The 13,678-nt window shown below is 69.9% G+C and carries 14 protein-coding genes; 5 read left to right on the top strand and 9 right to left on the bottom strand.

Annotated elements, in window-relative coordinates:
- Nucleotides 1-38: 38 nt before the first annotated feature.
- Nucleotides 39-1,142, top strand: a complete 1,104-nt coding sequence (locus DEIGR_RS12305; RefSeq protein WP_058977663.1) for a Gfo/Idh/MocA family protein — start codon at nucleotides 39-41, stop codon at nucleotides 1,140-1,142.
- Nucleotides 1,143-1,228: 86 nt separating this feature from the next.
- The gene (locus tag DEIGR_RS12300; RefSeq protein WP_058977661.1) at nucleotides 1,229-2,437 is read left to right on the top strand and encodes an NAD(P)/FAD-dependent oxidoreductase; all 1,209 of its coding nucleotides are present in this window, start codon (nucleotides 1,229-1,231) and stop codon (nucleotides 2,435-2,437) included.
- A gap of 79 nt (nucleotides 2,438-2,516) precedes the next feature.
- Here DEIGR_RS12300 and DEIGR_RS12295 read toward each other — a convergent pair whose 3' ends face one another.
- From DEIGR_RS12295 to pyrR, 4 genes are read right to left on the bottom strand one after another with little or no spacing between them, the layout of a single operon-like run.
- Nucleotides 2,517-3,791 (bottom strand): dihydroorotase, encoded by a 1,275-nt coding sequence (locus DEIGR_RS12295; RefSeq protein ID WP_058977658.1) that lies wholly within the window; start codon nucleotides 3,789-3,791, stop codon nucleotides 2,517-2,519.
- Nucleotides 3,788-4,264 carry a hypothetical protein gene (locus tag DEIGR_RS12290; protein WP_058977656.1) on the bottom strand — a complete coding sequence of 159 codons (477 nt, stop codon included), beginning with the start codon at nucleotides 4,262-4,264 and terminating at the stop codon, nucleotides 3,788-3,790. The genes DEIGR_RS12295 and DEIGR_RS12290 overlap by 4 nt, the downstream gene beginning before the upstream one ends.
- A gap of 2 nt (nucleotides 4,265-4,266) precedes the next feature.
- On the bottom strand, nucleotides 4,267-5,193 hold the full coding sequence (locus DEIGR_RS12285) for an aspartate carbamoyltransferase catalytic subunit (RefSeq protein WP_058978708.1): 927 nt from the start codon (nucleotides 5,191-5,193) through the stop codon (nucleotides 4,267-4,269).
- A gap of 26 nt (nucleotides 5,194-5,219) precedes the next feature.
- A complete protein-coding gene (gene pyrR, locus DEIGR_RS12280) occupies nucleotides 5,220-5,768 on the bottom strand; it encodes a bifunctional pyr operon transcriptional regulator/uracil phosphoribosyltransferase PyrR (protein WP_058977654.1) in 549 nt (182 codons plus the stop codon).
- A 353-nt stretch (nucleotides 5,769-6,121) separates the two neighbouring features.
- Here pyrR and DEIGR_RS12275 point away from each other — a divergent pair, with 353 nt between their 5' ends.
- Nucleotides 6,122-6,562, top strand: a complete 441-nt coding sequence (locus tag DEIGR_RS12275) for an Hsp20/alpha crystallin family protein (protein ID WP_058977652.1) — start codon at nucleotides 6,122-6,124, stop codon at nucleotides 6,560-6,562.
- A 113-nt stretch (nucleotides 6,563-6,675) separates the two neighbouring features.
- On the opposite strand, the gene DEIGR_RS12270 is transcribed toward DEIGR_RS12275, so the two are convergent.
- From DEIGR_RS12270 to DEIGR_RS12250, 5 genes are all read right to left on the bottom strand, one after another.
- On the bottom strand, nucleotides 6,676-7,608 hold the full coding sequence (locus DEIGR_RS12270) for a hypothetical protein (protein ID WP_058977650.1): 933 nt from the start codon (nucleotides 7,606-7,608) through the stop codon (nucleotides 6,676-6,678).
- A 111-nt stretch (nucleotides 7,609-7,719) separates the two neighbouring features.
- Nucleotides 7,720-8,379 carry a phosphatidylserine decarboxylase gene (locus DEIGR_RS12265; protein WP_058977648.1) on the bottom strand — a complete coding sequence of 220 codons (660 nt, stop codon included), beginning with the start codon at nucleotides 8,377-8,379 and terminating at the stop codon, nucleotides 7,720-7,722.
- Between the two features lie 139 nt (nucleotides 8,380-8,518).
- Nucleotides 8,519-9,271 (bottom strand): peptidylprolyl isomerase, encoded by a 753-nt coding sequence (locus tag DEIGR_RS12260; RefSeq protein ID WP_083524174.1) that lies wholly within the window; start codon nucleotides 9,269-9,271, stop codon nucleotides 8,519-8,521.
- An 87-nt stretch (nucleotides 9,272-9,358) separates the two neighbouring features.
- Complete coding sequence (locus DEIGR_RS12255) at nucleotides 9,359-9,571, bottom strand: hypothetical protein (protein WP_058977646.1); 213 nt, start codon at nucleotides 9,569-9,571, stop codon at nucleotides 9,359-9,361.
- Nucleotides 9,572-9,609: 38 nt separating this feature from the next.
- Complete coding sequence (locus tag DEIGR_RS12250) at nucleotides 9,610-10,080, bottom strand: Lrp/AsnC family transcriptional regulator (protein ID WP_058977644.1); 471 nt, start codon at nucleotides 10,078-10,080, stop codon at nucleotides 9,610-9,612.
- A 162-nt stretch (nucleotides 10,081-10,242) separates the two neighbouring features.
- Between DEIGR_RS12250 and ald the strand changes: the two genes are divergently transcribed.
- Nucleotides 10,243-11,349: an alanine dehydrogenase gene (gene ald, locus DEIGR_RS12245; protein WP_058977642.1), complete on the top strand. Its 1,107-nt coding sequence runs from the start codon at nucleotides 10,243-10,245 to the stop codon at nucleotides 11,347-11,349.
- Nucleotides 11,350-11,802: 453 nt separating this feature from the next.
- Nucleotides 11,803-13,653: an ABC transporter ATP-binding protein gene (locus tag DEIGR_RS12240; protein ID WP_058977640.1), complete on the top strand. Its 1,851-nt coding sequence runs from the start codon at nucleotides 11,803-11,805 to the stop codon at nucleotides 13,651-13,653.
- The last annotated feature ends 25 nt before the right edge of the window (nucleotides 13,654-13,678 follow it).

The following is a 13,678-nucleotide window of genomic DNA, read 5'->3' as shown; positions in this document are numbered from 1 at the left end:
CCTCCCCATCCGGCGGGGGCGCGCCCTTACGGTGGGGCATGCCTCTGAAACCGGACATCACGCCCCCCGAAGCGCAGGACACGCGGGTGGGCTTCGCCCTGGTCGGCATCGGTAAGCTGACCGCCGAGGAACTCATTCCCGCCGCGCGCACCAGCGAGCACGCCTACGTGGCCGCACTCGTGAGCGGCGAGCCGGACAAGGCGGACGGGTTTGCCCGCGCGCTGGGCCTGACCGAGGCGGACGCCTACACCTACGAGCAGTTCGGCGAACTGGCGGGCCGCGAGGACGTGCAGGCGGTGTACATCGTCACGCCGAACAGCCTGCACCGCGAGTACGCCACCCGCGCTGCCCGCCTTGGCAAGCACGTCCTGTGCGAGAAACCGCTGGGCGTGAACGCCGAGGACGCCCAGGCCATCGTGGACGCCTGCCGGGAAGCCGGGGTGCTCCTGATGACCGCGTACCGCTGCCAGTACACCCCGGAACACTGGGCGGCCAGGGACGCCGTACAGGGCGGCACGCTGGGCGACCTGAGGCTGCTGCACTCCATCCACGCGCAGGTCGAGGACGACCCCGAGGTCTGGCGCCTCAAGCGCGAGCTGGCGGGCGGCGGCCCGCTGCCGGACGTGGGCATCTACAGCCTGAACACCCTGCGGTTTCTGACCGGGCAGGAACCCGAGTGGGTGTTCGCCACGCAGCACCAGCCCGGCGGCGACCCGAGATTCCAGGAGGTCGAGGCGTCCATGAGTGCCCTGCTGGGCTTCCCCGGCGGCGTGAGCGCGACCATCCAGACGAGTTACGCCGCGCACGACACCGGCACCCTGCGCGTGATGGGCGAGGCGGGGAGCCTGAACATGGACCCCGCCTTCCCCTACGACGGCCTGAAACTCAGTCTGTCCGATGACGACGGCACCCGCCAGCCCAGTTTCCCCGACTACGACCAGTTCACGCTGGAATTCGACCACTTCGCGGGGTGCATCCGCAGCGGCGACACCCCGTGGACGCCCGGCGAGGAGGGCGTACAGGACCACGTCATCATGGACGCCCTGTACGAGAGCGCCCGCACCGGGCAGGTCGTGCGCCTGCCCACCCACACGAAACGCGACGCGTTCCGGGGCACGAAACCCGAACTGCCGCAGAAGTAGAACCCCAACGAATCCTGAACGTCCCGTGCGGGGAACCGTAGCCACTCGCGCACCTGCCCTGCGGCTGATCTTCCTACAGTCTGCTCATGGATCTCCGCAGCGGACGCGCCTTCTGGCCCCTCACGAACGGCCTCATGCACACCTACCCGCCCCTGAGCGGCGACGAGAGGGCCGACGTGCTCGTCATCGGGGCGGGCATCACGGGCGCGCTCCTCGCCGACTCGCTCAGCGCCGCCGGGCTGGACGTCGTCGTGACCGACCTGCGCGACGCCGCGTTCGGTAGCACCAGCGCCAGCACCGCCCTGCTGCAGTACGAGATCGACACGAACCTCGTGGACCTGATCCCCATGATCGGGCAGGCCGACGCGGAACGCGCCTACCACCTGTGCCGCGACGCCATCGACACGGTGCGCGACCTGACCGCCGAACTGCCCGACGACTGCGGCTTCCGCGAGCGGGGCAGCCTGTACTACGCCAGCAACCGCCGCGACGCCCGCATGCTCGCGCAGGAACACGCCGCCCGCACCCGCGCCGGACTGAACGTGGAACACCTGGACGCCCGCAGCCTCAAGGCCCGCTTTGGCATCACGGCGCCCGCCGCGCTGTTCAGCCCGGACGGCGGCGAGGTCGATCCGTACCGCCTCGCGCAGCACCTGCTTCAGCGGGCGCAGTCGCGGGGCGCGCGGGTGTACGACCGCACGGAAGTCACCCGCCTGGACGAACACCGCACCGAATTCACGGCGCACACCGACCGGCACGCGAAGATCCAGGCCCACTGGGTCGTCGTCGCCACCGGGTACGAGGCCGAGAAGTTCCTCGGCAGGCGCCTCGCGCAGCTGAAGAACTCCTACGCCCTGGCGACCGAACCCATCGCAGAAACCGACGGGGAACTGTGGCCCACCGGCTGCCTCATCTGGGAAACGGCCCGCCCTTACCTGTACGCCCGCACCACCCAGGATGGCCGCGTCGTCATCGGCGGCGAGGACGACAACCACCACAACCCTGCCCGCCGCGAACGCGCCCTGCCTGCCAAACAGAAACGGCTGGAACGCAAACTCGGCAAACTCCTGCCGCACCTCCACCCGGAAACGGCCTTCGCCTGGGCGGGTACCTTCGGCGAAACGAAGGACGGTCTCGCGTACATCGGCCCCCGGCAGCCGGGCGACCGGCTGCTGTTCGCCCTCGGCTACGGTGGCAACGGCATCACGTACAGCGTGCAGGCCGCCCGCCTCCTCACCGGACTGATCCAGGGAGAGGAGAGTGACGACCTGCGGATCTTCCGGCTGGACCGGTGAGGGTCTGAAGGTCGAAGGGTCCGAGAGTCTAAGGCTACTGCCCAGCCTCAGACTCTCGGACCCTTCGACCCCTGACCCCTTAAGCCCGCTGGTAGGCGACTTTCCCGTCCACGACCGTCAGCAGCGGCCAGCCTTTCAGCGTTTCCCCGGCCCAGGGCGTGAACTTGGCCTTGCTCCTGAACTCGGCGGGGTTCACGGGGCGTTCGGTGTTCAGGTCGAGGATGACCAGATCGGCCTTCGCGCCCGCATCCAGGGTGGGGGGCTCCCAGCCCATGACGCGCGCCGGGGCGGCGGTCATCAGGTCCAGGATGCGCTCCAGGCCCAGCGTCTCGCCGAAACGGGTGTACATCAGCGGGAACGCCAGTTCGATGTACGCGATGCCGCTGGGCGCGTCCAGCAGGTCGCGTTCCTTCTCCGCGCGGGTGTGCGGCGCGTGATCCGTCGCGAGGCAGTCCACGCTGCCGTCCCGCAGCCCCTCCAGCAGGTGGTCGGCGTCCGCCTGGGTGCGCAGGGGCGGCGCGACCTTGTAGATCGCGTCGAAAGAACGCAGCGCCTCGTCCGTCAGGGTCAGGTGGTGCGGGCAGACCTCGCACGTCACGGGCAGGCCCTGTGCCTTCGCGGCGCGCACCAGATCCAGCGCGCGCGCCGTGCTCAGGTGCTGGATGTGCAGCCGCGCCGGGACGCCCTGCGTGTGCAGGCCCGCCACGATCTCGATATCCCGCGCCACGCGCGCCGCCTCGGCCGCCGCCGGGTTGCCCGGCAGGCCCAGCGCCTCGCTGACCGGCCCCTCGTTCATCACGCCGTCCGCGCGCAGGCTGGCGTCCTCGGCGTGCACGCTGATCACCATGCCCAGGCTCCCGGCCGTCTCCAGGCCCAGACGCAGCGTCCGGGCGTTCTCGTTCGTGCGCCCGTCGTCCGTGAACATCGCCGCCCCCGCCTCTTTCAGGTACGTCAGTTCGGCCAGTTCCTCGCCCTTCTGCCCCTTCGTCAGCGCCGCCGCCGGACGCAGCCGCGCGAAGCCCAGCCCCGCCGCCTTCTCGATCAGCGTCCGCACGATCGCCGGATCGTCCACCACGGGGCTGGTGTTCGGCATGCTGACCACCGTGCCGTACCCACCGGCCGCCGCCGCCGCCAGACCACTGGCGAGATCTTCCTTCTCCGTCTGCCCCGGCTCGCGCAGGTGCGCGTGCAGCTCGATCAGCGCGGGGGCGACCGTGCCGCCCTGCCCGTCGATGACCTGCCCCTCTCCCTGCTGATCTGTCGGGAGGTTCCAGCCCTTGATCAGGCCGCCCTCGATGGTGACGCTCTCGGTCTTCTCCGACCCGACGCGCTTGATATTCGTAATCGTGATCATGTGTCCTCCGTATGTCCTGTGGCGAGGTTCTCGACCTTGAAGCTCCGGGAGTGAGTCTGTTCCAGTCCGCTGACGTGATGACGAAGAGTCAGCGCGTACCGTTGACCCAGCCAGATCAGTTCGTGCTGCCAGCAGGGTTCGGTGTTCTCCCACCAGTCGAGCGTCGTGTCGTCCCGTGCTGCTGGGCCGTGAGTGGCCTGGATCAGGTCGCGCAACTGATTGATTTCGGCCGTCCGGCTCTCACCAAGACGTTGAGCCTCTTCCAGGCTGACCAGTTCGGGGGTGGGCTGGGCGTCCACGAGCAGCGTCACCCACTCCTGCCGCTCCTCCACCACGACCGTTCCACGCTCTGAACGGGTCCGTGCCGTCTGGTACCTGAGGCCGAACTGTTGCGCCGCCTCCCTGAGTGAAGTCCGTTCCGCTTGAAGCCAGAGGTCGAGAGCCTGATGCACCGTGCCCTCGACCTCCGACATGCTCAGTTCCGTCCGACGAGCAGGTGGTACAGGACGCTCATGCGGATGGCCTGGCCGTTCTCGACCTGTTTCAGGATGCGGCTCTGGGGGCCGTCGGCGGCGTCGCTGCTGATTTCCAGGTCGCGGTTCATGGGGCCGGGGTGCAGGACGATGGCGCCGCTCTCGGCTTCTTTCAGCAGGGTGTCGTTCACCTGGTAGGTGTCGGCGTATTCCTGGAGGCTGCCGAGGAACCCGCCGCTCATGCGTTCGCGCTGGAGGCGCAGGGCCATGACGGCGTGGGCGCCGCGCACCGCTTCGCGGGGGTCGGTGGTGAGGGTCACGCCGGGCATGCGGGCGAGGCCGGGGGGAAGGAGGGTGGCGGGGCCGCACAGGACGACCTGCGCGCCCAGTTTGGGCAGCAGTTCGGCGTTGCTGCGCGCGACGCGGCTGTGGCGGACGTCGCCGAGGATGGCGATCTTCTTGCCTTCGAGGCTGCCGTATTCCTGGCGGATGGTGTACGCGTCGAGGAGCGCCTGGGTGGGGTGGGCGCGGCGGCCGTCCCCGGCGTTGATGACGGGTTTGCCGCTGTAGCGGGCGACGAGGTGCGCGGCGCCGGCGGCGTGGTGGCGGACGATGTACGCGTCGACCTTGTAGGAGGTCAGGACTTCCAGCGTGTCGCGCAGACTCTCGCCCTTGCTGACGCTGCTGGCCCCGGCGGCGAACGTGAGGACGTCGGCACTCATGCGCCGCGCGGCCAGTTCGAAGCTGGTGCGGGTGCGGGTGCTGTTCTCGAAGAACGCGTTGCAGACCGTCAGGCCCTGCAGGGCCGGGACCTTCTTCACGGGCCGGTCGAGCACCTGGAGCATGGTGTCGGCGTTGTCGAGGATGGCGCCCAGACGTTCGGGCGTCCAGTCCTGGAAGTCCAGGAGGTGGGGTGGGCGGGCGCCCATGCTGGTGGGGCCGTTCTGTCCGCCCGTCATCGCAGCGCCTCCATGTCCCACAGTTCGACGCTGTCCACGTCGTCGGTTTCCTGCAACTTGACTTTCACGACCTCGGTGGCGGCGGTGGGGAGGTTCTTGCCGACGTAGTCCGCGCGGATCGGGAGTTCGCGGTGACCGCGGTCCACGAGGACGGCCAGCTGGATTCCGGCGGGGCGGCCGAGGTCGATCAGGGCGTCGAGTGCGGCGCGGACGGTGCGGCCGGTGTACAGCACGTCGTCCACGAGGATCACGCGGCGGTCGCGCAGGTCGAACGGGACCTGCGTCTCGCGGATGATGGGCTGCTGGGCGACCTCGCTGAGGTCGTCGCGGTACAGGGTGATGTCCAGCATGCCGGTGGGGACGTCCACGCCTTCCAGGGTGCTGAGTTTCTCGGCGAGGCGGCGGGCCAGGGGGATGCCGCGGGTGTGCACGCCGATCAGGGCGAGGTTCTCGGCGCCCTTGTTGCGTTCGATGATCTCGTGCGCGATGCGGGTCAGGGCGCGGCGGACCTCGTCGGCGGTGAGGATCGTGGCTTTAGGCGTCACGGTGTCCTCCGGTGCGGGCCATAAAAAAAAGGCCGTGCAGCGCGGGCTGACGGGTCGGGGTTGGGTGGTTCATGGGGCTCCTTCTCCTGCCTCACGGGGCGGGTGCAGCCTCACGGGACTGCCGGGAAAGGGACGTGGTGTGGAGTTGTGGGTCGCGCCAGGCGGCGGGCCTCGTGGAGTGTACACCGCCGGGCGCCGGGGTGTCATGTCGCCTGTCCGGCCTGGTGGGGGAGGGTGCGGCGCATCAAACTTGACATGATGGCACTCAGGTTTTAATATGACCGTAGTTGAGCGCAAGGCACTCAGATGTCATGCAAGAGTGCGGCGCGCTTCCAGCCTCAGGAGGTCATCACATGATGCGATTCGATCCCTTCCGTGAAATCGAGGAACTCACCCAGCGCATGGACCGCGCCTTCGGCCAGCCCGCCGCGCCCGCCCGCTTCGCCCCGCCCGTCGACGTGCACGAGGACGAGCACGGCCTCGAACTCACCCTCGACCTGCCCGGCGTCAGCCCCGACCAGGTGCAGATCGAGGCGGAAAACCAGACCCTGACCGTCCAGGCCACCCGCACCTACGACCGCCGCGAGGGCCGTACCGCCCACCGCGTCGAACGCGCCCACGGCACCCTCGCCCGCACGTTCAGCGTCCCCGCCAAGTACGACCTGACGAAGGTCGAGGCGGACCTGCAGCACGGCACCCTGACCCTCAAGGTGCCCCGCAGCGAGGCCGCGCAGAAACGCACCATCACCGTCCGCACCGGCACCGTCCTCGACACCGACACCGCCAGCGCATAACAACCAGACACGAAGCAGGGCGAGCCATCTGATCGGCTCGCCCTGCTTCTGTCTGGGTTGTCGGTTGTGGGTTGTGGGGTGATCCATCAACCATCCTCCATCACCCATCGACCCTACTCGCCTTCGCGGACGGCTTCCAGCAGCTCCTGCACGATGTTCAGCGCCGCCGGGCCCAGCGGGGATCGCGTGACGCCCATCAGCGTGCCGAGCTTCTCGCGCCGCGCGGGCGTGAGGTTCAGCCACCGCTGGAGGTCCTCGCGGTGCGTGCGGGCGGTCTCGTCACGCAGGTAGCGCACCGCGCCGTCGTAGTACCCGGCCTGAAACGCGGCCCGCGCGCGGCGTTCCTGCTCGACGAGGCCCAGGCCGCGCGTGGCGAGCAGTACCCGCCGCGCCTCCGGCTCGCCGCCGAACGCGTACAGGCTCTCCAGGTGATTCACGGCCTTCGGGAAGCGCAGCCCGGCCGAGGCGCGCCACGCGTGCGGCAGGCGGATCTCGAACTCCGGCCACAGGTGCACCCAGGTCAGCAGCGCCGGGTACAGGCGCGTCAGGGCTATGTCGCGGGCGTCCGCCAGGGCCAGCAGCTGCTCCTGCACGCCGTGCCCCGCGCCCGTATGCGCGGCCCGCGCGGCGCTCAGGGCGTCCTGCGCGCCCAGCAGCAGCTCCGCGCGGTGCGCCGCCCGCTGCGACGCGCTGAGGTTCCACAGCGTCCGCTGGATCCGCCCGTAATGCCCGGTCGGGTCGTACAGCACGCGACTGGTCGCCAGCAGCGCCAGCGGCGCCTCCGCGCGGGCCGCGTCCCAGTCCCGCCAGGCCTCCAGCTGCTCGAACGGGAAGCGCTCGACGATCACGCCCGCCCGCGCGTCCGAATGGGCACTCAGCAGGCCCCGCTCGAACGTCACGAACGTCGGCACGCTCCCCGCCCACTGGAACTCCGTGCCGAAGCTGCCCGCCTGCGCCACGGCACGCACCTTGCGGTCGGCGACCAGCCGCTCCGCGACCCGTTCCGGCGAGTGCCGCTCCGACCTCTCCCTGCCTGCTTCCGTCATCACGTCACCCCCTCTTCCCGGTTCCGGCCGGGCCGGGCAGCATACCCCACCCCGGCCCATCGCTCCGTGACCCCCTGCGGCGTTCAGCCCCGCCTGTTCAGTCCAGGCCGTTCAGGCCCGGCGGGCCACGACCGTCTCCGCGCCCGTCACGCGGTCCCCCACGCTCACGGTCGGCGTGAACGCCAGCGGCACGTGCAGCAGCACCAGCCCGCCCTGCTGCAGGAACGCAGCCTTGTACCCGGCGCGCACCTCGTCCCCCTCCCGCGTGAACGACGTGCCGCTCAGGCCCGCGCGGCCCGCCACCAGCGTCACCGTCACGTCCCCGTCCGGCGTGCCCACCACCGCCGCCTGCCGTTCGTTCTCCAGCGCCCCGCGCGACGACAGGGCGTCCACCGCGCGGCCCGCCAGCACGCCCAGCGTGCCCGCCGCGTCCAGCAGCGGCACGTTCACCCGCGCGCCCACGTGCGTCGCGTACGACACCGCGCCCGACACCGGCTGGAACACGTAATGCACGTCCAGCGGCCCCACGGGCACCCCGATCAGCCAGCCGTCCGCCGCGCCCGGCGTGCCCAGCAGCGCCGGCACGTCCAGCCCGTCCGCCCGGCCATCCTCCACCCGCCGCACGAAGCCCACCACGCCGTCGGCGGCACTCAGGACCTCGCCCACCCCTACCTTCGGGAGGCGCACCGGGTCACGGTAGCGGTACACGCCACGCAGGTACAGGGCCGCGCCAGCAGCCAACGCAACAGGAATCAGACGGCGAACACGCATGCCCACAGTCTAAAGGGCCCGCGTGCTGCGCCGGGAAGAGACACTCTTGGGGGATGTGGGGCTCTGAGCTGTGGGCTCTGAGGCGAGCTCCGGCTTGTGCATCGGCAGCCGCTGTTGCCCACAGCTCACAGTCCCGAGCTCACTGCTCCTGAAGGATCTGCACGCCCAGCAGCGTGTCCGCGCCCGCCCCGGCAATCGGGCCACTGTTGTTGTAATTGCGCTGAAGGCGGTTCAGGACGTCCTGCCCGGCGATGACCTGCCCGAACACCGTGTAGTTCCCGCTGAGGAAGTCGGCGGGCGCGACCGTGATGAAGAACTGGCTGCCCTGCGAACTCAGGCTCTGCGAGCGGGCCATGCCCAGCACCCCGGCCCTGTCGAAGCGCACGCCGCTGACGAGTTCCGCGCTGAACTGGTACCCGGGACCGCCCGTGCCCCAGCGGCCCTGCTGGGTGGTGTCGGCGCTCAGGGGGTCGCCGCCCTGCGCCATGAAGCCGTCGATCACGCGGTGGAAGCGCGTGCCGTCGTAGAAGTGGTTCAGCGCGAGGAACACGAAGTTGTTCACTGCGACCGGCGCGACCTTCGGGTAGAGGTCCAGGGTCACGTCCCCCTGACTGGTCTTCAGGACCGCGCGGTAGCGTTTGGTCGGGTCGATGATCTGCGCGGGCGCGCTGCCGAACGAGCGAACCGGGGCCTGCGTGAGCTCCGGCATCGCCTGGAAGCTCAGCACCGGGGCGGGCGTGGGCGCCGCAGGAGTGGGGGAGACCGGCACGGGGGTGACCGGAGCAGCGGTCACCGGCGGCGTGGTGGTTGGGGCGGTAGTGGCGGCGGGCGCGCAGGCGACCAGTGCGGCACCCAGCAGGACGGAAGCGGTGATCAGGGCACGTCGGGACATGCCCCAGTCTTTCACAGCCTCCATGAGAGGCGGTGCCCCACCCCGCGCCGCCGGATTCAGATTTATTGAGGTTCGGCGCGACTCTGTTCAGCGCGGGCGTTCCGGGCCCCAGCGGTTCAGCGCCCACAGGCCCGCGCCGATCAGCACGGCAGGCACGGCCAGGATCGTCCAGGCGGGCCAGTCCAGCAGCAGGATGCCCGCCCCGGCCAGCAGCACGGACGCCGCCACGATGATCCAGCGCAGCGCCTCGTCCAGCAGGAACGCCCACAGGTCCGCCCAGAACCCCTGTCTCGTGTTCATACGCCCAGCGTACCGGGTCCGGGCACTCCAGCGGGAGGCTATTCCAGTGGGAGGCTGGTCGTGTACTTCTCCTGCTTCACGACGATCGTGCTGGCGGTGTTCCGCACGCCGGGAATGGCGGCCAGGGTGTTCACCAGGAAGTGCTGGTACGCGTCCAGATCCGGCACGGACACCTTCAACAGGTAGTCGATGTCCCCCAGGCACAGGAAGCACTCGAGCACCTCGGGACGGTCCTGCATCTTCTTCGCGAACTCCTCGAAGCCCGCCTTCGTCTGCTTGTCCAGCGTGACGCGCACGATGACCATCAGTTCGCGGCCGACGGTTTTCGGGTCGAGCAGCGCCACGTACCGCTGAATGACGCCTTCCTCCTCCAGGCGGCGCACGCGGCGGAGGGTGGGGGCGGGGGTCAGGCCGATCTCGTCCGCGAGTTCCGTGTTCGGAATGCGGGCGTCCCGTTGCAGGATCCCCAGAATCTGCCGGTCGATGGCATCCAGATCATTCTGAGACATGATGGAGCGCATTCTAGCAGATCGGCGCAACCCCGTTGCGGGGTATGGCCCGGAAAGGGCATGTGCGGGCAATCCTGATTGCGCCACTAACTGTTAATCTTGCGTTCAACACAGCATCAACCCGCCGGCAGGAGACACCTGCACGGCCCGCGAGGTCACACCATGCACATCGGGCTCCCGAAAGAAATCAAGGTCAAGGAAAACCGCGTCGCCCTCACCCCCGGCGGCGTCGCCACCCTCGTCCGCCGCGGCCACACCGTCACCGTCCAGCACGGCGCCGGCCTCGGCAGCGGCATCGCCGACCAGGACTACGTCAACGCCGGCGCCACCCTCGGCAGCGCCGACGACGCCTGGGCCGCCGAGATGGTCGTGAAGGTCAAGGAACCCATCCAGAGCGAGTACCACTACCTCCGCCCCGACCTCCTCCTGTTCACGTACCTGCACCTCGCCGCCGACCGCCCCCTCACCGACGCCCTCCTCCAGGCGGGCACCACCGGCGTCGCCTACGAAACCGTCCAGCTCGACGACGGCAGCCTCCCGCTGCTCACCCCCATGAGCGAGGTCGCGGGCCGACTCAGCGTCCAGGCCGGCGCGTACCACCTCCAGAAACCCGTCGGCGGACGCGGCGTCCTCCTCGGCGGCGTCCCCGGCGTGCAGCCCGGGCACGTCACCATCATCGGCGGCGGCGTCGTCGGCACCAACGCCGCCAAGATGGCCATGGGCCTCGGCGCCAAAGTCACCATCCTCGACGTGAGCCAGCGCCGCCTCGCGTACCTCGACGACGTCTTCTTCGGCAAGATCACCACCATGATGAGCAGCGAAGCCAACATCCGCGACCTGCTCCCCACCACCGACCTCCTCATCGGCGGCGTCCTCATCCCCGGCGCCAAAGCCCCCCACCTCGTCACCCGCGACATGCTGAACCTCATGCCCGAAGGCAGCGTCATCGTCGACGTCGCCGTCGACCAGGGCGGCTGCGTCGAAACCATCCACGCCACCACCCACGACGACCCCACCTACACCGTCGACGGCGTCATCCACTACGGCGTCGCCAACATGCCCGGCGCCGTCCCCCGCACCAGCACCTTCGCCCTCACCAACCAGACCCTCCCCTACGCCCTCCTCCTTGCCGACCACGGCGCGGGCGCCCTGCAACGCAACCCCGCCCTGATGCTCGGCCTGAACACCCACCAGGGCAAACTCACGTACCAGGGCGTCGCCGACGCGTTCGAACTGCCCTACGTGGCGCCCGAAGCCGCGCTGGCCTGATCGAGTTCCGGGCGTCTGGCCTGGATGTTCGACTGACGGCCCCACCCCCCAGCCCCCTCCGCAAGCGGCTCATACGAGTACCCCAGAGGGGCAGGGGGGGCTTTCGTTGCACTGGGCAAGAGTTTCTTTCAGCGCGGCGGAGGTGCAGTGGGCGGGGACGGGTCCGGCCTCGACGCCATCCTTCGCCCCCCTCGTAGGCCCGCGCGCTGCGCGCACGACGGCCGGTGGTGGTTTGCGGCAGCGGGCAGGGTGGATGGTGCGGGCCGCTGATCTACTTTCTTCGCTTCGGCAGAAGCATGGGTTCAGGCTCCCCTTGACTCGCAGAGCCCGCAGGGAGGGGAGCTGTCAGCGCAGCTGACTGAGGGGTTTGGGTTCCGCTGCGCAGCAGCCTCCTGTCCCACTTCCCACACCCCACTCCCCACTGCCCTCTCGCTTCCCGCGTACCCTGTGGTCATGTTCTCCCGTCCTGGTCGTGCTGCTTCGCCCCTGAGTCCGGAGGGTTCGCGTGTGAGGCGTGATCCGCGTCAGCTGGTGCGACTGCTGGCGTTCGCGCGGCCGTACCGGTGGGTGTTCGTGGTGGGTGTGGTGGCGACGCTGGTGTCGAGTGGGTTGAACCTGGTGTTCCCGGCGTTGTTCGGGCGGTTGATCGACGCGTCGTTCCTGCGGGTGGGTTCGACGGATACGTCGCAGCTGGACCGGACGGTGGTGGCGCTGCTGGGCATCTTCGCGCTGTCGGCGGTGTTCGGGGCGGCGCAGTCGTTCCTGCTGTCGCGGGTGGGGGCGGGCGTGGTGGCGGACCTGCGACGGGCGGTGTTCGCGCACCTGCTGACGCTCTCGCCGCGCTTTTTCGGGGAGCACAAGACCGGGGATCTGACCAGCCGCCTGACGTCGGACGTGGGCACCGTGCAGACCGTGACCAGCACGGCGCTGGCGCAGCTGGCGGCGCAGTCCGTGAGTCTGGTGGGCGCGGTGGTGCTGCTCGTGACGACCAGTCCGCGTCTGAGCCTGCTGACCCTGGCCGTTATCCCGCTGGTGATCGGGACGGCCGTGACCATCGGGCGGCGGATCCGCCGCGTGAGCCGCGAGGTGCAGGACGCCGTGGCAGGCGCGAACGCCAGCGCCGAGGAGGCCATCAGCGGCGTGCGCGTCGTGCAGAGCTTCACCGCCGAGAGCCTGGAGGAGGGCCGCTACGGGCAGGGCGTCACGCAGAGCTTCCTGGCGGCGCTGAAACGCGCCCGCCTGCAGGCGCTCATGGCGGGCGTGATGAGCTTCCTGACCTTCGGCGCGCTGGCCGTGGTGCTGTGGTACGGGGGGCGGCTGGTCATGGCGGGCAGCCTCACGCCGGGGAACCTCGTGACGTTCCTGTTCTACGCGCTGCAGGTGGGCGGCACGGTCGTCGCGCTGACCGGCGTGTTCAACCAGTTCCAGGAGGCGCTGGGCGCGTCGGGCCGCATCTTCGAACTGCTGGACGAACGCAGCGACCTGCCGCAGCCCGCGCAGCCCGCCCCGCTGGCCCGCGCGGAGGGCCGCGTGTCCTTCGACGGCGTGTCCTTCACCTATGACGGTGAGACTGAAGGGACGCGGGCCGCCGTGCTGCGCGACGTGACCCTGGACGTTCCCGCCGGGCAGGTCGTCGCGCTGGTCGGGCCGAGCGGGGCGGGGAAGACCACCCTCGTGAACCTCATCCCGCGCTTCTGGGACGTCACGGGCGGCACCCTGCGCGTGGACGGCCGGGACGTGCGCGACTACGCCCTGGCGGACCTGCGCGCCCAGGTGGGCCTCGTGCCGCAGGAGACGCTGCTGTTCAGCGGCAGCATTCGCGAGAACATCCTCTATGGTCGCCCCGGCGCGCGCCCCGACGAGGTCGAGGCCGCCGCCCGCGCCGCGAACGCCCACGAGTTCATCCGCGCCTTCCCGCACGGCTACGACACGGTCGTCGGGGAACGTGGCGTGAAACTCAGCGGTGGGCAACGCCAGCGGGTCGCCATCGCCCGCGCCATCCTGAAAGACCCCCGCATCCTGATCCTCGACGAGGCCACCAGCGCCCTCGACAACGAATCCGAGGCCCTCGTGCAGGCCGCGCTGGAACGCCTCATGCAGGGCCGCACCACCTTCGTCATCGCCCACCGCCTCAGCACCATCCGCAACGCCGACCGCATCCTCGTCATGGACGCCGGAAGCGTCACCGAGGACGGCACCCACGCCCAGCTGCTCGCCGCCGGGGGCCTGTACCGCGACCTGTACGAACTCCAGTTCCGCGCCGAACAGGACGCCCAGGCTGACCTGAAGCTCACCACCAGCTGAACGCCAGCGGCGCACAATACCCGTC

The organism is Deinococcus grandis (assembly GCF_001485435.1).
Taxonomy (GTDB): Bacteria; Deinococcota; Deinococci; order Deinococcales; family Deinococcaceae; genus Deinococcus; species Deinococcus grandis.
The sequence above is the reverse complement of the archived record's forward strand: the minus strand, read 5'-3'. Positions and strand labels throughout refer to the sequence as shown.